The sequence below is a fragment of the Bacillus sp. z60-11 genome, from assembly GCF_046464135.1.
GTDB classification, from domain to species: Bacteria; Bacillota; Bacilli; order Bacillales; family Bacillaceae; genus Bacillus; species Bacillus sonorensis_A.
Genome location: NZ_JBIYSN010000008.1, coordinates 1 through 25752, shown reverse-complemented (window position 1 = coordinate 25752; position 25752 = coordinate 1). Strand labels below are relative to the sequence as shown.

The 25752-nt window shown below is 44.5% G+C and carries 30 protein-coding genes, 1 rRNA gene and 1 riboswitch; of the genes, 17 read left to right on the top strand and 14 right to left on the bottom strand.

The window, feature by feature from the left end:
• Nucleotides 1-51 precede the first annotated feature (51 nt).
• The 3 genes from ACINLD_RS19610 to ACINLD_RS19600 all read right to left on the bottom strand — a co-directional run bounded on the left by ACINLD_RS19610 (nt 52) and on the right by ACINLD_RS19600 (nt 1702).
• Nucleotides 52-414, bottom strand: coding sequence for a VOC family protein (locus ACINLD_RS19610; protein ID WP_026588431.1), 363 nt, complete (start codon nt 412-414; stop codon nt 52-54).
• 50 nt (nt 415-464) lie between these two features.
• A complete protein-coding gene (locus ACINLD_RS19605; RefSeq protein WP_077735469.1) occupies nt 465-818 on the bottom strand; it encodes a helix-turn-helix domain-containing protein in 354 nt (117 codons plus the stop codon).
• 197 nt (nt 819-1015) lie between these two features.
• Complete coding sequence (locus tag ACINLD_RS19600) at nt 1016-1702, bottom strand: DUF2278 family protein (RefSeq protein ID WP_410207127.1); 687 nt, start codon at nt 1700-1702, stop codon at nt 1016-1018.
• 582 nt (nt 1703-2284) lie between these two features.
• Here ACINLD_RS19600 and ACINLD_RS19595 point away from each other — a divergent pair.
• Genes ACINLD_RS19595 through ACINLD_RS19565 form a run of 7 tightly spaced genes read left to right on the top strand, consistent with a single transcriptional unit; the run spans nt 2285 to nt 5989 of the window.
• A complete protein-coding gene (locus ACINLD_RS19595) occupies nt 2285-2491 on the top strand; it encodes a DUF1657 domain-containing protein (RefSeq protein ID WP_026588429.1) in 207 nt (68 codons plus the stop codon).
• 59 nt (nt 2492-2550) lie between these two features.
• Nucleotides 2551-3018: a YhcN/YlaJ family sporulation lipoprotein gene (locus ACINLD_RS19590; RefSeq protein WP_077735468.1), complete on the top strand. Its 468-nt coding sequence runs from the start codon at nt 2551-2553 to the stop codon at nt 3016-3018.
• Between the two features lie 11 nt (nt 3019-3029).
• The gene (gene spoVAC / locus ACINLD_RS19585; protein WP_026588427.1) at nt 3030-3509 is read left to right on the top strand and encodes a stage V sporulation protein AC; all 480 of its coding nucleotides are present in this window, start codon (nt 3030-3032) and stop codon (nt 3507-3509) included.
• Nucleotides 3509-4522, top strand: coding sequence for a stage V sporulation protein AD (spoVAD, locus tag ACINLD_RS19580; RefSeq protein ID WP_026588426.1), 1014 nt, complete (start codon nt 3509-3511; stop codon nt 4520-4522). Before spoVAC ends, spoVAD begins: the two co-directional genes overlap by 1 nt.
• Complete coding sequence (spoVAE, locus tag ACINLD_RS19575; RefSeq protein WP_026588425.1) at nt 4523-4873, top strand: stage V sporulation protein AE; 351 nt, start codon at nt 4523-4525, stop codon at nt 4871-4873. It begins immediately after the preceding gene.
• A 16-nt stretch (nt 4874-4889) separates the two neighbouring features.
• Nucleotides 4890-5096, top strand: a complete 207-nt coding sequence (locus ACINLD_RS19570; RefSeq protein ID WP_026588424.1) for a DUF1657 domain-containing protein — start codon at nt 4890-4892, stop codon at nt 5094-5096.
• 26 nt (nt 5097-5122) lie between these two features.
• Entirely contained in the window at nt 5123-5989 is an 867-nt protein-coding gene (locus ACINLD_RS19565; protein WP_201278490.1) for a DUF421 domain-containing protein, read from the top strand.
• Nucleotides 5990-6003: 14 nt separating this feature from the next.
• On the opposite strand, the gene ACINLD_RS19560 is transcribed toward ACINLD_RS19565, so the two are convergent.
• A complete protein-coding gene (locus ACINLD_RS19560; RefSeq protein WP_026588422.1) occupies nt 6004-6678 on the bottom strand; it encodes a DUF421 domain-containing protein in 675 nt (224 codons plus the stop codon).
• A 163-nt stretch (nt 6679-6841) separates the two neighbouring features.
• On the opposite strand from ACINLD_RS19560, the gene ACINLD_RS19555 reads away from it, so the two are divergent.
• Entirely contained in the window at nt 6842-7756 is a 915-nt protein-coding gene (locus ACINLD_RS19555; protein ID WP_026588421.1) for a VanW family protein, read from the top strand.
• 135 nt (nt 7757-7891) lie between these two features.
• Nucleotides 7892-8809 carry a class I SAM-dependent methyltransferase gene (locus tag ACINLD_RS19550; RefSeq protein WP_277691555.1) on the top strand — a complete coding sequence of 306 codons (918 nt, stop codon included), beginning with the start codon at nt 7892-7894 and terminating at the stop codon, nt 8807-8809.
• 57 nt (nt 8810-8866) lie between these two features.
• Here the strand turns inward: ACINLD_RS19550 and ACINLD_RS19545 are convergent, their stop codons facing one another.
• Both ACINLD_RS19545 and cudC read right to left on the bottom strand, forming a co-directional pair.
• Nucleotides 8867-10495: a sodium:solute symporter family protein gene (locus ACINLD_RS19545; protein ID WP_409444164.1), complete on the bottom strand. Its 1629-nt coding sequence runs from the start codon at nt 10493-10495 to the stop codon at nt 8867-8869.
• 117 nt (nt 10496-10612) lie between these two features.
• On the bottom strand, nt 10613-11167 hold the full coding sequence (cudC, locus tag ACINLD_RS19540) for a choline uptake/conversion transcriptional regulator CudC (protein WP_277691554.1): 555 nt from the start codon (nt 11165-11167) through the stop codon (nt 10613-10615).
• 323 nt (nt 11168-11490) lie between these two features.
• Between cudC and betB the strand changes: the two genes are divergently transcribed.
• From betB to ACINLD_RS19525, 3 genes are all read left to right on the top strand, one after another.
• Complete coding sequence (gene betB, locus ACINLD_RS19535) at nt 11491-12963, top strand: betaine-aldehyde dehydrogenase (protein ID WP_077735462.1); 1473 nt, start codon at nt 11491-11493, stop codon at nt 12961-12963.
• Between the two features lie 17 nt (nt 12964-12980).
• Nucleotides 12981-14189, top strand: a complete 1209-nt coding sequence (locus ACINLD_RS19530; RefSeq protein ID WP_026588416.1) for an iron-containing alcohol dehydrogenase — start codon at nt 12981-12983, stop codon at nt 14187-14189.
• A gap of 107 nt (nt 14190-14296) precedes the next feature.
• Entirely contained in the window at nt 14297-14881 is a 585-nt protein-coding gene (locus ACINLD_RS19525) for an MOSC domain-containing protein (RefSeq protein ID WP_026588415.1), read from the top strand.
• A 112-nt stretch (nt 14882-14993) separates the two neighbouring features.
• Here ACINLD_RS19525 and ACINLD_RS19520 read toward each other — a convergent pair whose 3' ends face one another.
• Nucleotides 14994-15482 carry a DinB family protein gene (locus tag ACINLD_RS19520; RefSeq protein WP_026588414.1) on the bottom strand — a complete coding sequence of 163 codons (489 nt, stop codon included), beginning with the start codon at nt 15480-15482 and terminating at the stop codon, nt 14994-14996.
• A gap of 117 nt (nt 15483-15599) precedes the next feature.
• Between ACINLD_RS19520 and ACINLD_RS19515 the strand changes: the two genes are divergently transcribed.
• Nucleotides 15600-16511 (top strand): DMT family transporter, encoded by a 912-nt coding sequence (locus ACINLD_RS19515; protein ID WP_077735609.1) that lies wholly within the window; start codon nt 15600-15602, stop codon nt 16509-16511.
• 9 nt (nt 16512-16520) lie between these two features.
• On the opposite strand, the gene ACINLD_RS19510 is transcribed toward ACINLD_RS19515, so the two are convergent.
• The 6 genes from ACINLD_RS19510 to ACINLD_RS19485 form a co-directional block, all read right to left on the bottom strand.
• Nucleotides 16521-17843, bottom strand: coding sequence for a TrkH family potassium uptake protein (locus tag ACINLD_RS19510; RefSeq protein WP_026588412.1), 1323 nt, complete (start codon nt 17841-17843; stop codon nt 16521-16523).
• A 2-nt stretch (nt 17844-17845) separates the two neighbouring features.
• Complete coding sequence (locus tag ACINLD_RS19505) at nt 17846-18502, bottom strand: potassium channel family protein (protein WP_026588411.1); 657 nt, start codon at nt 18500-18502, stop codon at nt 17846-17848.
• Nucleotides 18503-18654: 152 nt separating this feature from the next.
• Entirely contained in the window at nt 18655-19302 is a 648-nt protein-coding gene (pcp, locus tag ACINLD_RS19500; protein ID WP_077735460.1) for a pyroglutamyl-peptidase I, read from the bottom strand.
• A 93-nt stretch (nt 19303-19395) separates the two neighbouring features.
• Nucleotides 19396-19524: a hypothetical protein gene (locus ACINLD_RS19495; RefSeq protein WP_256860181.1), complete on the bottom strand. Its 129-nt coding sequence runs from the start codon at nt 19522-19524 to the stop codon at nt 19396-19398.
• Between the two features lies 1 nt (nt 19525).
• Nucleotides 19526-20635, bottom strand: a complete 1110-nt coding sequence (locus ACINLD_RS19490; RefSeq protein WP_077735459.1) for a RapH N-terminal domain-containing protein — start codon at nt 20633-20635, stop codon at nt 19526-19528.
• Between the two features lie 136 nt (nt 20636-20771).
• Nucleotides 20772-20960 carry a hypothetical protein gene (locus ACINLD_RS19485; RefSeq protein WP_026588408.1) on the bottom strand — a complete coding sequence of 63 codons (189 nt, stop codon included), beginning with the start codon at nt 20958-20960 and terminating at the stop codon, nt 20772-20774.
• Nucleotides 20961-21140: 180 nt separating this feature from the next.
• Here ACINLD_RS19485 and ACINLD_RS19480 point away from each other — a divergent pair, with 180 nt between their 5' ends.
• Together ACINLD_RS19480 and ACINLD_RS19475 are read left to right on the top strand one after the other, a co-directional pair.
• Entirely contained in the window at nt 21141-22139 is a 999-nt protein-coding gene (locus tag ACINLD_RS19480) for a processed acidic surface protein (RefSeq protein ID WP_410207126.1), read from the top strand.
• Nucleotides 22140-22232: 93 nt separating this feature from the next.
• Nucleotides 22233-22805, top strand: a complete 573-nt coding sequence (locus tag ACINLD_RS19475; protein WP_410207165.1) for a class D sortase — start codon at nt 22233-22235, stop codon at nt 22803-22805.
• Nucleotides 22806-22825: 20 nt separating this feature from the next.
• Here ACINLD_RS19475 and thiT read toward each other — a convergent pair whose 3' ends face one another.
• Nucleotides 22826-23410 (bottom strand): energy-coupled thiamine transporter ThiT, encoded by a 585-nt coding sequence (gene thiT, locus ACINLD_RS19470; protein WP_026588405.1) that lies wholly within the window; start codon nt 23408-23410, stop codon nt 22826-22828.
• Between the two features lie 109 nt (nt 23411-23519).
• A riboswitch (TPP riboswitch) is annotated at nt 23520-23619 on the bottom strand.
• A 161-nt stretch (nt 23620-23780) separates the two neighbouring features.
• On the opposite strand from thiT, the gene ACINLD_RS19465 reads away from it, so the two are divergent.
• Both ACINLD_RS19465 and ACINLD_RS19460 read left to right on the top strand, forming a co-directional pair.
• A complete protein-coding gene (locus ACINLD_RS19465) occupies nt 23781-24884 on the top strand; it encodes a GntR family transcriptional regulator (protein ID WP_026588404.1) in 1104 nt (367 codons plus the stop codon).
• Nucleotides 24885-25631: 747 nt separating this feature from the next.
• A 16S ribosomal RNA gene (locus tag ACINLD_RS19460) occupies nt 25632-25752 on the top strand; the annotation flags it as partial.

Sequence of the window (25752 nt, the reverse complement as noted above, 5' to 3'; positions counted from 1 at the left end):
CTTTACCCGAATAAGAAAGACAGACCAGTCCCCAACTGATCTGTCTTCTGTTTACCCTTTTATCAGAAATTCGTTGCCGTCTTCATCGCTAAAGTGTGCATATGTGCCCCATTGCATTTTTTCGGGCTTTCCTTTAAATTCTACTCCATTTGCTTTCATCTTTTCATAGGTCTCGAAAACATGATCGCATTCAAATACCACGGATGCCCTCATCTTTTCATAGCCTTTCATCATGGATTTTGGATATATGACTAAACGGGTTTGCGCATTTTGAGGGGCGACTTCAAGCCAGAATGCTTCCGGTCCCATTGGATGCTCTGCCATAACCTCAAAGCCTGCTTTGTTTACCCAAAAGTCTTTTGCTTTTTGCTGATCTTCAACATAGACTGCAACAGTTCCTAAATTTGTGATCATCAGAAATCCTCCTTCAATCAATATCAATTCCTATCGTAATCAAATATGTTTTATTCATCTTGTAAAAAAACGACGTTTTCATGTTTATGTTGTTCTCGATTCATTTTTTCTAACATCCAGTTTCTATATTCATTCGGAATCAGGCCGATGCATTCTTTAAAGTCTTTTGAGAAATGAGCATAGTCATAATAGCCAAATTCGTGCATACAATCATGAAGGTCTATTTCAGGAGTGAAAAATATTCTTAATCGAACTTGATTAAACCTCGCTGCTTTGCTTAACTTTTTGGGAGAAAGACCTGTTAATTCCAGTGCTTCATTAAAAGAAGTTACAAACCATGCAGCAATAGATGACTTTTTTATGGGGGATGGCAGCAGAGGGAAAAGAACGGAAAGGATGGGCATCAGAAAAATATATAAACAATTGAATTTACTGCAATGGTACGAACCCAGGCGCCTATCAAAAGATTGTGTCCATTTTAGAAGAAGAATTCAGCAATGTAGCTGTATTGAATGAAAACTAAAAACCACCGATATCGGTGGTCTTTTATTGATTTTCATTCTATGTTTGTCAATAATGCCGTCCGCCGTCACAGGCGCTATTATTCAAACTCTTTATCAGGCTCTGTAAAAGCACAAAATCTGATGGAATTCCCTTGTTTATCGGTGCACCATGACTGTGTTAAAAAAGCTAGGAAAATCGCGACCCAATGATCGCGAAATTGGATGAGTATACCGCCGTCATGGTAAACGCCATTGTCCTTTTTCCATCTCCCTGAATTCCCTTGATTCATAAAGATATTGTGCATACCATTGGTTGGTTTGAAGCCAAATATTTTATCCTCTTTATTTTCCGGCCCGAATTTTGAGCCGTAAATATAAATCGAAGCTTTTTCGTTTTTCGCTTTGTTCATATATGTTTCGATAAAATCATTCAAATCATTATGTTCACCAGTCACTTCATGGGGCAGAGGGACCATTTTAGTCGGATCGAACAGGCTGCCTCTTACATAATCAAGCGCAATTCGTTGATTCGTCTCATCTTCATGAATCGGAGTGTATCCATTCGGCAGGTTTTGAACATGGGTGATTTCACTGGCGTTAAATTGATCGTCCGCATAATACAGCACTTCGGATTCGGCTGAACTCGACATCACATTAATGGCGCACCTGTAGTGTTTGTCATCTTCTCCAATCACATCTACTTGGTAATGGGGCGTATCAAAATCGACCTCTCTTTTCGTATCATGCACAATCCCTTTTAAAACCCCGTAATTTTCAACCGCCATCATTCTTCCTCCTTCACTGCTGAAATGTGGTGAGGCGCTTCTTTATTCATAAGTGTATATTCAATCCTCATTTGATCGCAAGAAAATTTACATTTTTCTAAAGATTTCTTCAAATTGTATGATGAAATAAAACATTTAGATGCAAAGGCATGCCGCCAATGTGGTATAGCAGCCGTGTTGCTCTCTTTTCCTGCTAAAGTTTGATAGATTGCACAAAAAAACACCGATCGCTTAACCGGTGTATCAAAAACGCTAAAGAGGTTCTTGCTAAAAGCATACTCATCGATGAACGTTTTTATTCTGCGTGTTTTCGAAAAAAAGAGCCCGCAGCGGGTGCAGCTCTTTTTTATGCGTCTATATAACATATCTGAAGGAGTGAAAGAGATGCGGCATGAAGCCTTTTAGCTTGATAAGAATGTTTTGTCAATTCTTTTAAAGCTGCTTCCCTATCTATGATATGCTTTGCCTGGCTTACGGGTGATTTTTTTGGGTTTTGAAAATATTGGATGGTATATGATTGGCAAAGTTATTCAACCTACAAGATAAATACAGTTTTTGCAAAAAGGTGAAGGAGGCAAACAAATGACTGTTATCAATCAAGTTAAACAGGCTGTAGCCAGCCTGAAAAGCGCCCAGGCGAGCCTGGAGACTTTTTCATTAAGCACTGACAATCAGGAGGCCAAACAGCTGTATCAGCAGGCCGCTCAACAGACGCAGACGATCGTTGATTCGCTTGAGCCGCGCGTTCAGCAAATCGAGCAGGAAGAACCGCAATATAAGCAGCAGTAGTGTTCGAAAAGGTTGGTCAATGAAGCCAGCCTTTTTCTTGAAAGGGGGGTGCCTCGCAGATGGTTTTTTCCAGGTATGTTCTGATTGGGTTTTTTTTGCTTACTCAACTCTTCGCCAGCGGCTGTCAAAATGCCGACGATCCCGCCGACCAAAACCAGTCGATGGCGGTCCGGCACGTAAATGCCCGAAATGAGGCGACGAACCAAACAGCTGCAAACAAAGCGAAAGACTTGTTATTCAAAAAAGAGGAAGTGACTGAAGTCAGGGGCGCGAGCCGTGACAAAGATATCGTCCTCGCCGTTCAGGTTGAACAGTTTGACCGCTTTCGGCTGAAGGATATTGAGAAACAGTCGAAAGACATGCTCAAAAAACATTTTCCCGGTTACCGCATTGAAGTTTCGACAGATCAAAAGATTTTTTGGGAGTTAGACAAACTGGAACAAAGAATTGAAAGCAAAAAAATGAGCGATAAAAAACTGAAGAAAAGAATCGAGAAAATCAAAAAATTGATGAAAGAAAAGCCTTAAGAGGTGGTCAAATGGCTGATCAAAAAAAGAAAAATTTAACGCCTGTTATGCAGGAGTATCAGCAATTCGCAAAAGCAAGGGAAGCCAAACGGCCTGTCTTGAAAAATTGTCTGCAGGCCTTTTTAACAGGCGGAATCATTTGTTTAATCGGACAAGCGATTCAAACGTTTTACATGTATTTTTTTAATTTCACAACTTTGACGGCCGGGAATCCGACGGTGGCCACGATGATATTCATCTCCATGCTGCTGACGGGGTTTGGGGTTTACGACCGCATCGCACAGTTTGGCGGGGCAGGTTCGGCCGTTCCTGTCACCGGGTTTGGAAATGCGGTCATCTCCGCTGCGATTGAACATCGGACCGAAGGATTTGTACTTGGTGTAGGGGGCAATATGTTCAAATTGGCTGGATCTGTCATTATGTTTGGCGTTTTTTCCGCGTTTGTCTTTGCGACGATCAAAACGATCCTCATCATGTGGGGGGGACTGTAATGCTTTCAGGGCACCAGACTTGGATTTTTGACAATAAACCGGTGATTGCCGCTACGGGAACGGCGGCGGGGCCTTTTGAAGGCAACGGTAAAATCCCGGAAGATTTCGATCTCCTTCACAACGATATCTGGCTGAATCAGGATTCGTTTGAAAAAGCTCAGCAGGTTCTTTTGGAAGATGCCTGTGAAGCGGCGGTTAAAAAGGCAGACATCCAAAAGGATCAGGTCCAGTTTTTTCTCGGCGGAGATTTGATCAATCAAATCACACCCACCAGCTTTGCGACCAAAACATTGGGAGCGCCTTACATTGGATTGTTTGGCGCGTGTTCGACGTCAATGGAGGGCTTGGCTCTGGCTGCTTTTCTGATCAATCATAAGGGAGCCGACTGTTTGCTGACAGGGGCCGCCAGCCATAACGCGGCAGTTGAAAAACAGTTCCGTTACCCAACGGAGTACGGATCGCAAAAGCCTCCTACTTCACAATGGACGGTGACCGCCGCCGGTGCGGCGCTGTTAAAAGATCAAGGGGATGGACCTGTTGTCACATCCGCTACCATCGGCAGAATTGTCGATATGGGATTGACAGACCCTTTTAATATGGGCGGTGCGATGGCTCCAGCGGCAGTTGATACGATTGAAACCCATTTAAAAGAGCGCGGTGTTGATCCTTCCTATTACGACGTCATCGCGACCGGTGATCTCGGACATATCGGCAGGGAAATCGCTTTGGATTTATTCAAAAAACACGGAACACCGATTCATGAGAAGCAATTCCAGGATTGCGGCTTGATGATTTACAGGGAAGGACAGCCCGTTCTTGCCGGAGGAAGCGGTGCGGGGTGTTCGGCAGCCGTCGCCTACGGGCATTTGTTCAATCGGATGAAAAAAGGCGAAATCAAGCGCCTTCTCGTCGTTGCGACGGGAGCGCTGCTGTCTCCATTGTCATATCAGCAAAAGGAGACGATTCCGTGCATTGCTCATGCTGTCTCAATCGAGTTCGGAGGTGAACAATAGGTGATATTTTTTTGGGCTTTTGTAGTCGGGGGCCTCATCTGTGTGATCGGGCAAATTATGTTTGATGTTTTTAAGCTGACGCCCGCCCACACGCTGTCGATCCTCGTTGTTCTGGGAGCATTGCTTGATGCGTTTGGCCTTTACGAACCATTTATTGATTTTGCGGGAGCAGGAGCGACCGTGCCGATCGTTAGTTTCGGAAATCAGCTCTTTCACGGAGCGATGGAAGAAGCGGAGCAGTATGGTTTGATCGGTGTCATCACCGGAATGTTTAAAGTGACGAGTTCCGGAATTTCGGCTGCGATCATCTTCGGATTGATTGGCGCGCTTCTATTTAAACCAAAAGGGTAAGGAGGTTTTTTAAAATATGACAGTTGGAGCTCAAGTGAAGCAATGCCTGGCCAGTCTCAAGAGCGTTGAAGCGGGTCTTTCGGCTTTGGCGGAGAAATCCCAGGATGAAGATGTGAAGCGTCTTTTTCATGAAACGATGATGGTAAGCGAAGAAGTGGTATCAGACTTGAAAAAGCGGGTCGGTGAGCTTGAGCGGGAGGAATACCAATATAAAGGCTTCTGATTTAGTTTTATTTTATGGCAGGAGGGATGAATGTGCCTGAGTGGCTCGATATTATTGTACGTTCGGTTATTTTTGTCATCGTTCTGTTTCTCATGACGAAATTGTTAGGGAAGAAACAGTTGGCAGAGCTTTCGGTGTTTGAATATATCGCTGGCATCACCATTGGAGGCATTACCTCTGAAGTCGTCATGGGGCTTGAAAGAAGCATCATTAACGCAATCATCGCGATTGTATGTTTCTCTTCCGTCCCCTTTTTGGTCGAGTGGGTTTCCTTAAAAAATAAAAAAGCCCGCGATTTTCTTGAAGGAACCGGAACGGTTTTTATTAAAGACGGAAAAATCATGGAAGATAATTTGAAAAAAGAAAAATACTCGGCAGACGAGCTCCTCGAACTGCTGCGCAAAAAGAATGTATTCAACGTCTCCGAGGTGCAATTTGCCATCCTGGAGCAAAGCGGCGATTTAAATGTGCTGCTAAAAAAAGAACACAGGCCGGTTACCATGAAGGATTTGCAGATGCCTTACAAGTCGGAGAAAGAGCCGCAAACGGTGATCATGGACGGGGAAGTTTTGGATGAACCGTTGTCTGTAGCCGGGCTAAACCGCCGTTGGCTCAACGAAGAGCTTGACAAATTAGGCGTTGCGATGGAAAACGTCTACCTTGGACAAGTCGACTCTGACGGGCAGCTGAGCGTGGATCTGTATGATGATCAAATAAAAGTTCCGTCTCCTCAAGAAAAGCCTTTACTATTGGCAACGATTAAAAAATGCCAGGCTGATCTCGAATTGTTCGCTCTTGCCACTGACTCAGCATCGGCGAAAGCGATGTATGCCAAAAATGCAAAAAAACTGAAAGATATGCTGAAAAAGCTGGATCCCGCCTTACATGATTGACGTTTTGTCTAGTTTTAGTCATCGGCATTTATCATATTAACCGTTAATGAATGATCGGTGTCCCTGACAGAGGCGTAAAAAATCTCATGGATGTTGTCATACCCTTTTTCCTTCAGTTCTTTCTTTAGCCAATCTTCGTCTTTGTTGATTAATGTTAAATTATGCTTTTGAACCTTTCCCTCGATAATGAGCGCAATCGGTAATCCGCTGTAGTCTGTTTTGATATGCAAATCCTTCGGCGTCACCGGAATCAGATCCTTTTTTGGCAAAATACTGATTTCCCCGTTCGCCTCAAGGATCGCATACTCAATATCTTGAATATCAGGATAGCCTGAAGCCCTTAGATTCGAGAGAAGTTCCGCCAAAGAATATCTGCTTTTTTTCAAATTTGAATAAATGACTTTGCTGTGCTTGATCAGAATCGTCGGCTTCCCAATAATAAAGTCGTTCAGCCAATTGAATAAGCTTAATTTTGAAATGATCAGATGGACGATCGTGATCACAGCGATTCCGATGATTCCCTCGTGAACCCCTTTAATTTTAATGGGAGCAAAGGCCAAATAGGCTAAAAAGATAATCGCTCCGAAATCGTAGGGGGTAAGCTGCGCCAGTGCAGATTTCCCTAAGAGCTTAACAGCCAAAATGAATATAAGAAATAAAAGGATCAATTTAGCGACAAAAACAAACATGACAGGGCCTCATTTCGCGGTTTGTTATCATTACTAAATATTCCCTTTTCTGAGGCGGGTTAAAAGAAAAATTTTTAATTGCCCTATTTTATATCATTCCTCATGGAGAAATACATGAAAGGAGCGACAATAGTTCATCATAACGATTGGAGGTGCACGCTTGATGTTACATATATGGATTACCGGCCTTTTGTTGTTGGCTCAGCCCGCCGATCATTCTGATAGCTTGACGATTACCCAGCAAGGAGAGACGATTGCCACTGTCGATCGTTCCGACTTTAAGACGGCGCTTCCAGGTACGCCGCTGATCGATGATGAAAAATATCGCCAATTTGTCGATCGGCTTGATCAGAAGATTTCCCGCAAGCCCGTAAACGCTGTGATCAACGATCAGGGGAGAATCGTCCCGGGAAAGATAGGTTACAGACTGTATCGGCAGGCGTTTAAGGAAAAGTTTTATGACTATTTTTTCGGCCATGGCCCTTCCAAAATCGAAGCTCCTGAATTGAGCATTTTTCCAAAAGTGGACAGCGAACTGCTTGCCCACATCCGGAGTCAGCAGATTGGCCAGTATGTGACTTATTTTAATTCCAGCAATCAAAGCCGGTCACACAATATTTCGCTTGCCGCAAAAGCCATTGACAATCACGTTGTCTTCCCGAATGAAACATTCTCGTTTAACAAAGTTGTAGGTATGAGAACGCAAGGCAAGGGATACATGCGCGCTCCGATCATCGTCAAGGGTGAGTTGTCCGAAGGTGTCGGCGGGGGAATTTGCCAGGTCTCATCGACCCTGTTTAATGCCGTCGATCGCGCCGGATTGCGAATCGTTCAGCGCTATTCACACAGCAGGCGGGTTCCTTATGTGCCGCCCGGACGCGATGCCACTGTGAGCTGGGGCGGTCCTGACTTTCGCTTTCAAAACAAATACAACCAGCCGGTGTTGATTCGGGCGAAACGGTATGGCGGAAGCATGATTGTTACGCTTTACTCATCAGATGTGATCAATAATGAAGAGCGTAAAGTTCCGAAGGCCCCGTCAAGCTTGCCAAAAGAAATCCAAACGGAGGAACCGTGAAAGCTGCCTGCGAAAAACTTGACAAAAAAATTTATTTATGCTATAATTTACTATTTTGGATATAAGCTATATAATAGGATTCTCCTGGCCGGGGGAATCCTATTTTTTTGCTCTAAAGTGAAGGAGTTGCTTTCCATGAAAAAAGACGAATCCAGTTTAACTTCATTAATATCCGCTTTTGCCAGAGCTTATCATCATCAGTACGACGAACCTAAAATCTTTGACGACGATATCGCTGAACAATTGATGTCTCCGCAAGAATGCCATGACATCAAAGAGAATTTGATTCAAGGCATCCAGTTTTTCAACAAAGACATAGCGCAAAAGCTTAAAGGGGATAAAGAAGAGATATTAAAATGGGTGACACACGTGCAGCTTTCTCCCACCCCTTTGGCGCGTGCTAGTTATTGCGAAAACATCTTGCATCATGAAGTGACATTGGGGGTCAAACAATATGTGATTCTTGGAGCCGGTTTAGATACATTTTGCTTCCGACATCCCGAATTGAAGGACACCATTGATATATTTGAAATTGATTATCCTGCAACACAGGAGTTTAAACAAAACAGGCTCGATCAAGCCCGTGTGAAAATCCCGGATTATCTTCATTTGATTCCTTTGGATTTCACCAAACCGTTTTCCATTCAAGATCTCATTGAAAAGGGATTTCATGTTAACAAAAAAACGTTTTTTAGCTTTTTAGGTGTTTCTTATTATTTAACCAAAGAAGAAACGGTCAGACTCATGCGTTGTGTAATGGACGAAGTCCCTTCCGGAAGCTCGATCGTTTTTGATTATGCAGACGAAAATCTGTTTCAAGAAAAAGGATTGTATAACCGGGTCGAGAATATGGTGAAAATGGCTGCGGCAAGCGGAGAACCGATGAAATCGTGCTATTCCTATCGTGAAATGGAGATGATGATGGAACAATCCGGTTTGCTGATTTATGAACATTTATCTCCTGAGCAAATCGATAAACGCTATTTTAAAGATCGACAAGATGATCTGTCAGCATTTGAAACGATTCACTATATTCATGCTGTCAAAAAATAAAACGGCTCAGGTCTTTGTAAATCAAGAAAAACGCCCGGCTTCGGGCGTTTTTCCATTTTACGCTGCTTGATCTTCTTTCTTTTTTTCTTGGGGGAGTACAAGCTGTTTAGGAGGGCATTTGCGCTGCGTCAGTTCAGACACAACGAAGATCGTCGCAAATGCTGTGATTGCAGCCAATGTACGGAACGGAAAGAGAACCACACCGTCTTCAATCATCGGATACGGCAGAAGTGGAGGAATGCCGAAAGCAGGTTCCCCGCCGCCGAGCCTCAAAATGATGGCGACTGCAAACCCAGCAATTGACCCGTATAAGTTTGCTCTTTTATAAAAGAGGGCCATTGTTAACTGGGGAAATAAAATACAATAAACTAAATCTGAAGATAAATACCATAATGTGTAAACGCTTTTGACATTTAAGGCGATCACGGCTGCTCCTGCCCCAAACAAAACGATTGACCGTTTGACGACTTTTTGCAGCTGTTTTTGTGTGGCTTTGGGCTTGATCAGCGGACGGTAAATGTTCCATGCAGCCATTGACGATGCCGACAGAATCGATGAGTCCATACTTGACATGACAGCTGCGGCTATCGCGCCCAATCCGATGCCTGCCACAATACCCGGTGTTAAATAAGCCAGCGCCTGTGGCAAAACCATCGCCGGGTTATCCGGTGCGGTTGTACCGAACAAGCTCCAATCCGCACTATTTGCGGAAGCTCCGATCATCACACAAGGAATAGCGGCGATAATGCAGATGACTCCTGCGATAATAGACTGCCACATGGCAGCATTTTCCGATTTGGCTGAAAGAACGCGCTGGAAATAGACTTGCCATGCAATCCCTCCGAAAATCAAGAGAAACGCATAATCCCACCAGTTCCAAAAAAGGTTTCCCCATTCTGAATCCTTCCAGCCGTCCAATGGAGGAAACAGGCTGGCAGCGCCGCCGAAATCATGTTTGTAATTGGTCCATACGACATCCCATGAACCGACATTAGATAGTACAAAGGGGACAACGAGAATCAATCCGAGCAAAATGATGATCATTTGAAATACATCTGTAAAGGCAACCGCCCACATTCCGCCGGCAACCGTATATGCAATCGCTATCATTGCCGAGAGAATGATCGAGGTTTGAAAATCGATATTCAGAATCATTCCGAATGTCGTGCCCAATGCCGTTAAAATCGCGGCGCTCCAAAACAATTCTCCTAACAGCGCCGGTATATACAAAATCCCGGCCATCCGCTTACCGAAGCGCTGTTCGAGAGGATCGATAATGGTCATAAACTCATAACGGCGCATTTTTCTCGCGAAGAAAACTCCGCCGATGATCAGACTTAACGCATAACCCCACGGCGCTTGGGCCCAGACGATTCCGCTGCTGTAGACCGATTCCGCGGTTCCGTTGATATAGCCTCCGCCGACCCAGGTTGCGGCCATGGTCACCATTCCGACGAAAAACGGCATGCTTCTTTTGGCAACAATCATATCGGAAAACGAATTTGATTTCTTCGCTGCGTAAAAAGCACCCAGATAATAAGTAAAAGCAAAGAAAATCATCATCGAAATAAAACCGCCCCAATGGATATCCGCATTGGAAAATCCGACATAAGCCAATATTCCTCCCAGAAATATTGCAAATATCAATAACTTCAGCCAATTTTTTTTCTTTTCAGCATAATTCATGTATGCACATCGCCTCCGAAAATATTTTTTGAATTTTCTTGAAATTAAAATGTGAAAAAGGTTTTGCGCCACTCTATAGAGAAGCATAAAAATGACTTCAGAGCGGATAAAACCTTTTTATTTCTCGTTTTCAATTGGTATAAACTCGAATATCTCTCCTGACTGAACAGACTTGGCGAGTCTCAGCAGCCAGTCGTAATACGGTTTTGAATGTTCAAGCTGCTCATAAAGAGCACTTGCCTCTTCTTTAACGCTTTGACCGGCATCATCGCTATCGATGATGTCCATTAGCGCTTGCTGGGCGTCTTTAATCGCTGTCAGATTGACTTTAACTTCTCTTTCCCATTTTTGCGGGAAAAAGCTTGTGAAAAATTTGAAGAAATCCTTTTCAGCGACAAAGCTGTGCTTTCTTCTGCCTCTATGGAATGTCTTTTTCACGACGTTTAAGTCCTGCAGCTTTTTTACGCTCGTGCTCATGCTGGGCTTGCTCATCTGCAGCTCTTCCCGCATTTCATCCAGCGTCATCTCATCTGAAAAGTACATCGTTCCGTACAAAATTCCCGCGCTTCGGGTAATTCCGTACAGATCCATCGTTTCTGCGATGGAATCAATGACCAAGTCTTTTGCTTGAGCAATGGTTTCTTTTGCTGCAAGATCACGGGTATCGTTCATAACTTGCCTCCTTTCAGGGCGAGCGGAAACATTCATCATCGAGATCAACATCCTTAGAAATAAAGGGGTGAATCCGAATTCCGCGTTAAGTTTGTTAAGTTATTTCTGTATGTTCTTTATGTTAACGAAAGAAATGAAAATGTCAAAATTAAATTTTTTTTGAAATCCGGCTCAGCCCATGTGAGGAGTGCGTTCATATAAAATTCAAAAAAAATAATCGGCAGAATTTTCTTTGACACAAAAAAATCCGCATGATAAATTCAAAGTGTTCAAAACGTTAAATTTTTATTTAACAAACTTTGCGTGATGAGGAGGTTGCTTTTATGAGTCAAACACTTTTCATTGACGGAAAATGGGTGAGCGCCGAAAAAGGCGAAACACGCAACATTATCAATCCTTACAATCAAGAACATATTGAAACCGTCAGTGAGGGAGACAGAGAGGACGCTGTGAAAGCGATTGCCGCTGCACGCCGCGCTTTTGACGACGGCGAGTGGGCGAATACACCAGGTCTGGAACGCGGCAATATCGTGTTAAAGATCGCGGAACTGATCAGACGCGATCATGAAGAACTGGCAGAGCTGGAATCGCTTGATACAGGTAAAACATTAGAAGAAAGCAGAGCCGATATGGATGATATTGCAAACGTTTTTCAATATTATGCAGGGCTTGCTGATAAAGACGGGGGAGAGGTGATCTCTTCACCGATACCGGATTCAAAAAGCGAAATCGTCAGAGAGCCTGTCGGAGTCTGCGGGCAAATTACACCGTGGAACTATCCGCTCCTGCAAGCAAGCTGGAAGATTGCTCCGGCTCTTGCGGCCGGCAACACAATCGTTGTGAAGCCAAGCGAAATCACGCCGCTGACAACGATCAAAATCTTCAAGCTGATGGAAGAAGCGGGCGTGCCGAAAGGTGTTGCCAATCTTGTGCTCGGGCCTGGAGCCACTGTGGGTGATGAGCTCGCCAGAAATACAGACGTCGATCTGATTTCTTTTACCGGCGGAATTGAAACAGGGAAGAAAATCATGCAGGCGGCAAGCACGAATGTTAAGAAAATCGCGCTTGAGCTTGGCGGGAAAAATCCAAATATTGTGTTTAAAGACGCCGATTTTGATGTAGCGGTTGACCAGGCGCTGAATGCGGTGTTTTTCCACGCCGGACAGGTTTGTTCTGCGGGCGCCCGTCTGCTTGTCGAAGAATCGATCCATGACGAATTCGTGGCAGAGCTTGTAAAACGCGCGAAAAAAATCAAGCTTGGCAACGGATTCCATGAGGAAACACAAAGCGGTCCGCTCATTTCCGCTGAGCACCGCAGCAAAGTCGAAAAATATGTCGAAATCGGCCTCGAAGAAGGTGCAAAACTTGAAACTGGCGGTAAGCGCCCGGAAGATCCGGAGCTCGAAAACGGTTTCTTCTACCTGCCGACGATTTTCTCAGGCTGCAAGTCTGACATGAGAATCGTACAGGAGGAAGTGTTCGGACCTGTATTAACAGTCGAAGCATTCGCGACAGAGGAAGAAGCCGCAGCCCTTGCAAACGACACGATTTACGGCCTTGCCGGCGCCGTTTGGACACAGGATATCGAAAAAGCGGAACGCGTCGCATCCAAGCTGCGGATGGGTACGGTCTGGATCAATGACTTCCACCCTTACTTCGCTCAGGCGCCTTGGGGCGGATACAAGCAGTCAGGCATCGGCCGCGAGCTTGGCCGTATGGGTCTTGAAGAATACACGGAAGTCAAGCATGTGTACCGCAATACAAAACCGGCAGCCGTCAATTGGTTTAAAGCATAAAAAGGAGGAGATTATTGATGACTTTAAATATGAAAGTAGAAGCAATGAACAAATTCCACACGTTTGAAATTCCGACTGTCATTAAGCACGGCATCGGCGCTGTTAAGCATGTGGGGGAAGAAGTGAAAAAGTTTGGCGTCACAAAAGCGCTTCTCGTGACAGACCCTGGCATTTACAATGCAGGCGTGACAAACCCAGTCGTTGAATCTCTGCAGGAAGCCGGCGTTGAAGTTGTCGTCTTTAATAAAGTAGAGCCAAACCCTCCTGTACGCCTTGTAGCTGAAGGATCAAAGCTTTATGCAGAAGAAAACTGCAACGGCCTTGTCGCAGTCGGCGGCGGAAGCTCAATGGATACGGCGAAAGCGATCGGTGTTGAAGCGACTCATGAAGGCTCAGTCCTTGATTATGAAGCCGCAGAAGGAAAAAAACCGCTTGAAAACCGGATCCCTCCGCTCACGACCATTCCGACGACAGCCGGAACCGGCTCAGAGGTTACACAATGGGCGGTCATCACAGATGAAGAGCGCGAATTTAAATTTAATACAGGCGGACCGCTGATCGCGGCACACTTGACAGTCATCGACCCTGAATTGCATGTATCCATGCCACCGCATGTTACAGCGATGACAGGTATTGACGCATTGGCTCATGCGATCGAGTGCTACACGATGAAATTTGCACAGCCGATCACTGACGCTGTAGCGTTATTGGCGATTGAATACGGTGCGCATTACATCCGCAGAGCGTTTGCTGACGGGGAAGACCTTGAAGCGAGATACGGAATGGCTCAAGCTGCAATGCTTGCAGGTCTTTCATATGGAAGCGAATCAGCGGGTGCGGCCCACGCAATGAGCCAGACACTCGGCGGAATCATTCCGGTCGCACACGGCCAATGTGTGGCAGCTATGATGGGACCTGTTATGGAATACAACTGGAAGGGCTACCCTGAAAAATTTGCGCGCATCGCCAAAGCATTCGGCATCGATACAAGCGGTATGTCAACGGTCGAAGCGGCGAAAGCTTCAGTCAATTGGATGTATCAGCTTGTAGAAGATTTAGAGATTCCTAGCCTTGAGGAACAAGGTGTATCACCTGAGATGATCGACCGCCTTTCAAAAGAAGCAATGAAAGATCCGCAAACGGTCGGAAATCCAAGGGATCTGAACGAAAAAGCATACAATTGGATTTACAAACGCTGCTTTGATTTAACACCGAAAACGGTATAAAAAACATGCGGCCCGCTGTGAACTCACACAGCGGGTTTTTTCAATTTGAGAAAAATAGACAGGCAATGTAAAATAAATCACATATTCAAATAAAGGGGATGGATCGAATGTGGAAAAAATGGACCGCCGTAGCCGAGAACGTTTACATAGCGGAAACTCCGTCCTTTGTGACAGACAAAAAAGAAAAGATTTCGCTTGATTACGGGGGAATTCCCGGCGACCTTCATTTCGGTTTGACAAAGAAGGCGGGGGCGCGGGAGCCGATGTATCAAAAGGGGACGGAGATTTTTAACAGAAGGCAGATTTCGATCGTCTCAGTCGAGGAATGTCTGGTGATGGCTGAAAAGCTCGGCGTTCCCGCCGTTTTGCCCGAATGGCTCGGAGCCAATATCGCTTTGAGCGGCCTGCCTCATTTGACATCCTTGAGAGAGGGAAGCCGATTGATCTTTCCGAGCGGGGCCGCACTTTTATGCGAAGGTGAAAACGAACCGTGCATTCAGCCCGGGGAAGTCATTCAGCAACAGTTTCCGGACAAGCCGAAGCTTGCTTCCCGATTTGTGCGTCATGCGATGGGCAGAAGAGGAATCGTCTGCGTTGTCGAACGCCCGGGCCTTATTTTTCAAGGTGATCATGCGGAAGTATGGTCCTATTCGCCTAATGCGGTAAAGGGTGACGCCAGGTCATTTGCATAGCCGAAGCAGGAGACCCTTGAAAAAGGGTCTCCTGGAGCATTTCGGCGATTCCCTTGTCAGCAGCTGTGAAAATCGTTCCGATGCCAAGGCCTCCTTAGACAGCGGAGAGGTTTCAATCACGCCCCAATTTCTGTTTGATTTCCTGGATTTGCTGAATATGCCGTTTTTCATGATGACCGATAAAATCGATCCATTGCCTGACCGTCAGTTCTTTAAAGACCGGATGAGGCAATACCCGCTGAAAATCTTCTTCCTGAAAGGCGGCGATGACGGAGGTCAGCTGTGTTCTGACATTGTCCAGCTCAGCCTTGATCGTTAACAAATCTGTGTTTTTTCTTTCAGGCTCGACATGTTGAGGCGCTTTTCGTTTAGGGCTTCGCTCCTCCGCGATCTTGACGGGCTTTTCTTCTATTGTTTTGATCGGTGCATGCTGAATTTTTTCTTTGAACAAATGAGCGGCCATCAAATCGATCTTTTTCAAATGATCCAGCACTTCTTGAACGCTCCATTCTTCCTCTGCCGGCCTTTTATTCAAATCCTCATCTGACAGGCCTTGAAGTTCGCTCCAAAGTTCTTTTCTCGCTTCATTAAAAATGCTCATCGTGAATCCCCCCTGTGTTAACTTTACCATAATGAACGCTGGTAAAATAAATAAGCGCTCGATTTTTATATCATATTCAGATATGCTTAAGAAAAATGAATGAGAGAAGGGGCTTTTTTGAAATCGAATCTGTATCCGTATGCGGCATTGGTGGTCGGCGTTTTGGCCGTATCCTCCTCAGCCGTTTTCGTCAGATTGTCAACAGCCGAACCTGGCATCATCGCATTTTACCGGCTGTTTTTTTCAACTTTGCTGATCTTTCCTTTCTTTTGGGGAAAACGAAAAGAGGTTTTGCGTTTTTCCAGAAAGGACTGGCTATTTTCCGGGGCGGCCGGATTTTTTTTAGCGTTTCATTTCATTTTATGGTTTCAGTCACTTGAATACACGACAGTGGCAAGCTCAGTCGTGCTTGTTACGCTTCAGCCCATCTTTTCCTTTCTGGGGACTTATGTTTTATTTAAAGAAAAGGTTTCAGCGGCTGGAGTTGTCAGCGCGCTTCTGGCTATCGGCGGAAGTGCATATATCAGCTGGGGGGACTTTAAGGTGAGCGGGCAGGCGTTGTATGGCGATATTCTCGCCTTGATCGCCTGCGCATGGGTGACGGCCTACCTGCTGTTCGGGCAGCACGTCAGAAAACGACACAGCCTGTCTGTTTATACGTTCATCGTCTACGGAATCAGCGCCGTTGTTCTACTCGTTTACTGCCTGTTTGATGGCGCGGCTTTTTTCTCCTACCCGCCTGCGGACTGGGGCTATTTCGTTCTGCTTGCCGTCATTCCGACTCTCCTCGGACACTCGTTGTTCAACTGGGTATTAAAGTGGCTGAGCACCAACATGATCTCTGTGGCAATTCTTTTTGAACCGGCAGGCGCGATTGTTCTGGCCTATTGGATTTTGCATGAGTCCGTCATGACCACACAGCTTGTCGGCGGCGCGGTCATTTTTGCCGGCATTCTACTGTTCATGGCGTCGCAGCGTAATCCCGGAAGAATTGATGTGCGAAACAACAGGGCGAAAAGAATGATTTGAAGCGGGCTTTTATCCGGTCAGAATGTCTTCGCTTGAGTAGCGGATGTTGTTTTCCTGTTCGGGCCTTGCCAGTGAAAACGCCAATGTCAGCGGTCCGAGCTTCCCAAGGAACATGATAAAGATGATGATCACCTTCCCGATGGGCGACAGGTCCGCTGTAATGCCCATCGACAGCCCCACCGTGCCAAAAGCGGAAACCACCTCAAACAATATGTTCAAAAAAGGGGTGGGCTCTGTGATATTTAAAATAAAAACGGCAGCCAAAATCAACAGCACACTGATGGTCGAGATGGCGAGAGAACGAACGATCATTTTGTCTTTCAATGTTCTTCGGGCGACGGATATATGTTTTTTTCCTTTCAGAAAGGAACCGACTGAGAGAAGGATGACGATAAATGTTGTCAGCTTGATTCCTCCTCCGGTTGAAGCGCTTCCCGCCCCGACAAACATTAGCAGCAAGAGCAGTGTGATCGTGGCTTCGTGCAAGCTTCCGATGTCAACCGTGTTAAAACCGGCCGTTCTTGGTGTAACGCCTTGAAAATAGGCGCCTAACAGTTTTTCGCCGAACGGCAGCGGCCCCAGTGTTTTGGGGTTCCGGCTTTCAAGCAGGAAGACCATGATCAAGGCGTAAACATTCATCGCAAATGTCCCGTAGATCATCAATTTTGAATGCAGGCTTAAATGTTTAAAATTTCGCTTATGCCACAAATCCGACAACACGGTAAAGCCGATTCCTCCGATGATAAACAGCGAAGTGATGACAAGGTTGATAAGCGGATCGCCTTCATAGCGCATCAAGCTGTCAGGCCACACGGAAAAACCGGCGTTGTTAAAGGCCGATACCGAGTGAAAAAGGCTGTAGTAGACCCCGTTTTTCCAGCCGTATTCAGGAACCCACTTCAATGCCAGTATGATCATCGCCGTCATTTCAATTGTAAAAGAAAAAATAAATAAACTCCGGATTAATTGAATGATGCCGCCCAAAGAAGTCTGATTAAGAGATTGCTGTATCAGCAGCCGTTCTTTAAGACCGATTTTTTTTCCCAGCATAATAAATATAAGAACCGCAAAAGACATAATCCCGAGTCCGCCGAGCTGAATCAAAATAAGAATCACCGCCTGGCCGAACGCCGTGTAATCCGCTGCGGTATCAACGACGACCAGCCCGGTTACGGTCATGGCCGATGTCGCGGTAAACAGCGTGTCAATCCAATTCACGCGTTCCGGTGTTGCAATCGGAAGCTTTAACAAAAGGGTGCCCAACAGGATAAAAAATAAAAAAACCAGGACAAGCAATTGCGACGGGCTTAACTGAATCTGTTTGAATTTCATGTTTAATCACCCTTTTTTTCAAAGGCTTCAATATCTTTATTTTGGCCAATCACAATTAAAACATCGTTTTCATAAATGATATCTTCGGCGCTGGGAGCAATGATAAAATGACCGTCCCTTTTGATCCCCACGATATTGCAGCCGAAATTTGCACGGACATCAATATCGCCCAGACTTCTTCCATCCAGTTTCTTCGTTGCGACAATTTCGACAATGCTGTAGTTTGACGAAAGCTCGACGAAATCGATCATTTTTTCAGACGTAATATGGTTTGCTATTCTTCTTGCCATGTCTTTTTCAGGATGAATGATTCGGTTGACGCCGATTTTGCGAAGGACCTTTTGATGATAATCATTCTGCGCTTTTGACCATACCTGGGGAACACCCATTTCGATCAGCAAAAGCGAGGTTAAGATACTGGCCTCAATGTCGTCTCCAAATGAAACAAACGCATGGTCAATATTGCGAATGCCGATTTGTTTTAATGTGTTCTCATCGACAGCATTGGCGCAAACAGTGTAGGTGGCATAGGCCGAATATTCGTTTACTTTTTCCTCTGATTTATCGATGCCTATGACCTCGGTTCCTTTTTCGTGGAACGCCTTGACAAGGCTGCCGCCGAACTGGCCGAGCCCGAAAACGGCATAAGATTTCTGCATCCTGCTCACCCTTTTGGCTGTTTTTCTTTTAGTGTTTACGTTTTTTTCCGAAAAACACGCCTCGGTTTACATCTTTGGGAAAAGAGCAAAAGTGAGATGAACGATTTGCGGAGACGGTCTTGGGGAGCGGGCTCGCTTTATCAAGCGGAAAGTCAGCTGAGCGAGCCGCCGGTTTCGCGGATGTCTGTTTTGTGATTGGCAGTGACGGATGCGGCAATTCGCAATCCTTTGATGATCGTTTCCAGACTGAGGCTGGGCTCTTTTTTATCGACCGTTTGTTCAGGCAGGTACGGAATGTGGATGAAGCCTCCGCGCATATTGGAGGAAGTGCGGTCAATGTAGCGCATCAGCCGGTAAAATAAATGATTGCATACGAAGGTGCCGGCCGAATTGGAGACAGATGCGGGAATCCCGTTTTCCCGCAAGCTTTTAACGATTCGCTTAATCGGGAGCGAGGACAAGTAAGCGGCAGGACCTTCGGGTGAAATGTATTCATCAATCGGCTCCTGTCCCCTATTATCGGGAATTCTCGCATCATCGATATTAATCGCGACACGTTCCGGTGTGATATGAAGTCTTCCACCGGCTTGTCCCACACAAATGACCGCATCAGGTGCATGTTTTGCGATCGCTTTTTCCAAAACGTCCGCCGACTGGTGAAAGACGGTCGGGATCTGCTCGACGGCAATGACCGTGTCATCGGTGCGATCGCCGTCCAGCCGTTTAACAGCTTCCCAGGACGGGTTGACAGGCTCACCCCCAAAAGGGTCAAATCCTGTTAGAAGAACTTTCTTTTTCATACGAATCGCTCCTCTAAAATATGTGTTTTAAGACATGGCTACGGCAAAATACCCATCCGGGCAAAATGCCGAATGGGTATTGTTTCGTTATGATCAGCCGCTTGCACCTCGGGAAGCCAGAATCATCTGATCGCTTTGGGAGGCGGCTTGGGATGCATCATCTGCTAATGAAAAACTGAAAACAGCTCCCAACAAGCATAATGCCAGTAAAAACTTTTTCATATTAATCTCCTCCTCTTCCGGCGAGTTTGCTCGCCTTATCTGTTTTAATATAAAAGTAAATCGCTTCCTTATATAATTTCTGTTCCCGGTAATAATTCGCCACATCCATCAATAATTCCTCCAGATCTACCCAAGCTTTTTTATTTTCTAATTGATGAACAAAGTCCTTGATAATTTCCATTTTATTCTCGATATCTGAATATAATGTATTTAAAATATTGAATTTTAATTCAAGGATTTCGCTGTCCATTTCCCGGGATTTTTTAAAGCCTATATCGATCCATTTAAAAGCTTGATCATATGCTTTGGTTTTCAGGAGAGATCTGGTGTTTTCATAAACGCACAGAATATAAGCATAATTTGCTTTTTCAAAATCCTTGACGGCGAAAGCTTTCGAATAAAACGCCAGCGCTTCTTCATGTTTCTCTTCTTTGCTTTTTAAAAAGCCCATATTGTAATAGGCGTAAGGCAACAAATACCGGTCGCCGATTTTTTCGGTTTTTGCGATCGCTTCTTTTAATAAATCTTCACTTTCTGAAAATTTAAACTGATCAATATAGTTAAGCCCCATCAGCATTTTGCAATTGATGACCCTTTTGGCGTACCCGTCGTATCCTTGAAAGATTCCCGAGGCGATATGAATATGGTGGATCGACAGCCATGTCGCCTTTAAATTGTAGTACAGCACGCCGATTTTATAATGAAATTCGGCTTTTTCTATTTCATTTTGAATCGCTCCAAGCCTTTTTTCCGCTATTCTGAAAAAATTGAGCGCTTCCGTATGATTTTGCTTGTAGTCTTCATAGATTCCCTTGAAAAGATAAAAATAATAGTTCAACTTGTCATCGGTGCTTTTTGGGTCTTTATCATGAAAGCTGATGGCTTCTAATTTTTCGGTGGATGATTGGGAGATATCCTCAAGAAGGAGCCTTAAGCGAAAATCCAACATTTGATAATAGAGGAGGACATCCTGATCTTGTTCCATTTCTTCAATGGCTTTATCTATGTCATCTTTCATTTCGATCGAGCGTGAAATGTCTCGTTTCTTCATCAGTATGTACCAATCGTTCAGCATGTTGGCGACTTCCTGAGAAGCCACGGTTTTAGCCATGTTCTTCCCTCCAATCTTTGTGAATTTTTTGTAAATTGAAGTTCTATTAATCATAGCATAAACTGCCGCCGTCTGTGAATATCGCTGAAATCCGAGTTTGCCCCTGTCGGCAAGCTGATAAAGGACAATTTTCGGTCTATATGGTCATTTTCCAAAAGAAGTGAGAGAAAAAAGCAAAAACGACACCGAGCGGAATACAGGAGATCATTGCCGTTCCATTCACCAATCCGTCGGCTCCGCTAATTTTCAAGGCTTCCCGGTAGCCTATTAAAAAATGGATGATGGATAGCACATAACATATAAGCATCATATAGTAAGGATTCATTTTCATACCTCCCTATTCGCTATACTATATTACATTCAATAGAAGCAAGGTTTATGACTTTTTTAAGCTGCAAAATGGACGGAATATTATAGATGAAAACAATTTTTATTACAATACATGTTTTTTAAAAATATTCCATTATAATCAAAGAGAAAAGATAGATTTAGGGGGGACAATTCAATGAAAAAAAGGCTGATGCCGCTTGTAATCTGCGTATTGTTATTCATGCCTGGAGCTGGGGTTTTTGCTGCACCGAAACAGGCGGAGCTTAAAGAGTACCTTGAAGAGATAGGAATGACAGAAAAAGAATTGGAAGCCTACTTACAAAATACGTATGATGAAAGTCTGAAAGATTTTGATTCAACGGAAGAATTAAGAGATTTTTTGGGGGAAAGACTGACGAAAGAACTTCTCGCTTCATATTTAAAAGAATATGGGTTAACTGAACAAGAAGCCGCCGGGCTTTTCGCGGAAAACGGCTATATGGAAAGCGGACAAAACATCCTTGACGTGTTTCTGTTTGAATATGAATTGGATGACGCCCTTTTTTCAGTGACATATGAAGAAGGTGATGATGTGGAAATCGGCAACATCTTTCAGGAATTAGGCGTTGACGATTCTGAATGGGAGAGGCTTGTCAATCATCTTCGCAATGTGCGGGACAAAAATCCCAATTTTGAAAACGATCTGTTGGCGCTGGGGGAACGGCTTGAAGCGGTAGCTGATTTTGAGTCGGTATCAGAACTGTCAGGCCAAGACATCGCGGAAATGATTTCTGTATTGAATGATCTTCAAAAGACGCTTGAAGTGAAAACGAAATATTACCTTGTCAAGGACGGCAAGAAAAAAGCGGTGACTTTGACAACCCTTGTCAGCGCAGATGAGCTGAAGGGAGCGAGCCTTCTTGTGGAAGTCTACGATCTGAAAGGAAATTTCATTTTGGATGTGTTGCTTACACCTGAAATGATCGGCTCTGATCTCATTCATGATACAGGTTCAAAAGTGAAGCAAACGCAAACCGCTGTTAAGCATGATGCAAAGAAATCTCATGTGAAAAAGACGGTTACAGGGGCAAAGCTTCCAAAAACTGCAGGGCATTATGCGGAATGGTCCATGCTTGGATTCGTTTTGATGGCTGGCGGATTTTTCATGGTCAGAAGGCTTCGGAAGGCAGCTTAAAGAAACGCAAGCGAATGGGCGCTTTTTTATGGGGAGTGAGTCAAAATCAGAAGATCCCGGAAAAAAAGAATGTTATTGGTGTTATCCATCATGATGATAGCGGCAGGGCTCTATTTAACGACGTCAAATGGATTTAAGCTGCTTCATGGCTATACCCTGTTTTCATTTCAGGAGATGAAAAAAGAGAAAGTCCCAGAAACAAAGCCCGTTCCAGCCGAAAAAAAAGAAAAAACCGTGATTGAGCAGTCGTTTGCAAACGGTGAAAAAATCGGTGATCTTGTGATCCCGAAAATCAATGCCGTGCTTCCGATTTATCATGGAACTGACGAGGATGAACTTCAAAAGGGAGTCGGCCATTTTGCCGGATCAGTGCTGCCTGGTGAAGATGATAATTCCGTTCTGTCGGGCCATCGCGATACGATCTTCAAGAGGCTCGGGGAAGTGGGGAAAGGGGACCGCTTAATGATAAAAGCCGTCTACGGAACCTTTACCTATCAAGTGAAAAAGGTTCGAATCGTTGATGCGGATGATCGGACGGTGATCGTCCCCAAACCGAGAGCGACGCTGACTGTTTCCACCTGCTACCCGTTTGATTTTATCGGTTCTGCGCCAGAGCGTTATGTTCTGGTAGCTGATTTGCTGGAACGGAAAAACAGCGGCACCTAAACCAGGTGTCCGCTGTTTTTTTATCTCATATCATCGCCCGTCCTCAGAAGCCTCGGAGCCGTCAGCAGCAGCAGACAGAGCACGATTGTGCAAATGACAAATGACGGAACCATATATGTGCCATTATACGTTAAGGTATAAATCCAAACCGGAGTCCCTTTCGGCGCATAATTTGCGAAAAAGACCGCACCGCTGATGACGTGGGCGAGAAATTTCAGTCCGCTTCCAAAAAAGACCGCAAGCGTGACATAAGCAACAAGCTTCCCTTTTGCGGTTTCCGCGGCCGAAGTTCGGATCGGACCTGCGAATAAACCGCCGATTCCAGCGGCTGTTGGCGCGATAAAATAATCGAGCAGAAATTGGATCGGATGAACGTAAAAAAGCCCCCCTGTGACAAACTGGAGCAATCCGGCCAGCAATCCGGTCATCAGCCCGGCTTTCAGTCCTCGCCGAAAAGAGATTAAAAAAATCGGGATCATCATGATGGCAATCGAACCGCCCTGGGGCATTTTTAAAAACATCCCGGAAATCGCATCTAAAATCATTGCGATTCCTGTCATGATTGCAATTTCAATAAGCTGTACGAGTTGTTTTGATTGATTCATTGTAACCCTCACTTTTGATGAACAAAGGGATACTGGACTTCTTTCCCAATAAAAAAGCAATGCGGGGAAGGAGTAGGAAAGTTTTCCACGCACTGCTTTGGATGCAATTAGAATGACTTTGCCACATCCCTACGCCAGCGTTAACTAACAGGTTCAAAGGGTCAGAACGGTTGTTCACTCTCAGCCTGAAGGCTCCCCTTGTGGTCATCATGTTATTTAGTTATTTTCTACTATACTAAAAAAGAAAACAGACGACAAGATAAATATTCAAAAAAATTTGCTTATTTTCTCCAATATGTAGCAATCACATCTTCCTTTCTTTATAATAGGACTTATTCGTACGTACAAGATGCAGTAAAGGGTTGATCTGATGAGTGAGCATACAAAATACAGCATGGTCAAAAATCAAATTAAATCATGGATATATGAGGGCAAAGTCAAGCCTGGGGAAAAAATTCATTCCGAAAATGAATTAATGAAAATTTTTGATGTCAGCAGACATACGATTCGGCAGGCGATCGGTGACTTGGTTCATGAAGGCCTTCTGTACAGGGAACAGGGCTCAGGAACATATTGCTCACATCGCCTCCGACCTTCTGACAAAGGCAGGGAAAGACATAAAATGATCGGCGTCATCACGACCTATTTGTCTGACTACATTTTTCCCTACATTATCAGGGGGATCGAATCGACGTTGTCGAGTGAAGGGTATACGCTGCTCGTCGCAAGCACGAATAATGACATAGAGAAAGAAAAACAATGCCTTGTCAACATGCTTGACAAAAACATTGACGGATTGATCGTTGAACCGACGAAAACCGGAAGCTTCAATCCGAATTTGAACTACTACCTGACGCTTGAACAGCATCATATCCCTTACCTGATGATCAATCAGCTTTATCAGGAGCTGAATCCGCCCCATTTTATTTTAGACGATGAATACGGCGGATTTATAGCGACTGACCATTTAATCAAGCTCGGCCATGAAAAAGTGTTCGGCCTTTTTAAACAGGATGACATGCAAGGCGTCAACAGAATGAAAGGTTTTATCCGCGCTTTCAGAGAAAACGGCCTGTCTTTTTATCCGGACATGGTTGTCACCTATACGACAGAAAACAAGGAAGAAAAGACCGTCTCTGAGGTGAGAAAACGCCTGTCTTCTTCAGATCGTCCGTCGGCCATTTTCTGCTATAACGATCAAATTGCCCTTTTAGCGCTTGATGTGATTAGGGAACTCGGTCTGAAAGTACCTGAGGACATCTCGATTGTCGGCTATGATGATTCGCATTTAAGCCAGGCCTCGGAAGTCAAGTTGACTTCAGTCACCCATCCGAAAATGCAGATGGGAATTGATGCGGCCAAGTGGATGATCGCTAAAGTCGAAGGGCGAAACGCCGATCAGCTTGAGCATTCCACTGTCTATAAACCTGAACTGATTGTCAGACAATCGACGGCGGAATTAAAAAAGCGCTGAAAAATATAAGGGAATCGAAAAAGTGGACTGCCATCACCTGAATGAATGGCGGTCTTTATTTTGGATCAACTGACCGCTAGCTAAAGCGGAAAGATAAATGAAAATGTGTTGGTGTGATTTCCGGTTTTAACAGCTCCGAGATCTCCCCGAAACAAGAGAAACCGCTGCCGAAAAGAGTGGTCAACGTTTTTTCGGTAAACTATGTTGTCAGCACATAACCTATAATGGAAGAAAAGCATTTATGAGTATGGTCGGCAACTTGCTCCATTTTATTCATTAAAGAAAGGGGCGGAAATGCTTCATCTTATAAAGCGGAAGTTATCTCCTATCTAATAGAAGAAACAAAACGGTGCAATACTATCCTTTGATTGGCTATGGTTATTGAAGGCAAAAGTTTATCCTTTAGGTGTGCATATACGTTCGATGTGCAATATCGTTCATCTTGATTATTATTTTTTTGAAAAAACTATTGTACAAAACATAAATAGATGTTATATTAATGTCCGTGCCTAAAAAACGGCTTTATAAAAACAACGTTTTGAAATGGATTTAAAAAAGTTGTTGACATCACTTTGGTAGAATGTTATATTAATAAAGTCGCTTCTTTGAGGCGGAAATGATCTTTGAAAACTAAACAAGACAAAACGTACCTGTTCATTCATTTTTATAAATCGCACATGCGAGTGTGCGTAGTCATTATCAAACAGGCCTGTACGATGCAGGTCACACAGACTCATCTGTGTTCCATTTATGGAGAGTTTGATCCTGGCTCAGGACGAACGCTGGCGGCGTGCCTAATACATGCAAGTCGAGCGGACCGATGGGAGCTTGCTCCCTGAGGTTAGCGGCGGACGGGTGAGTAACACGT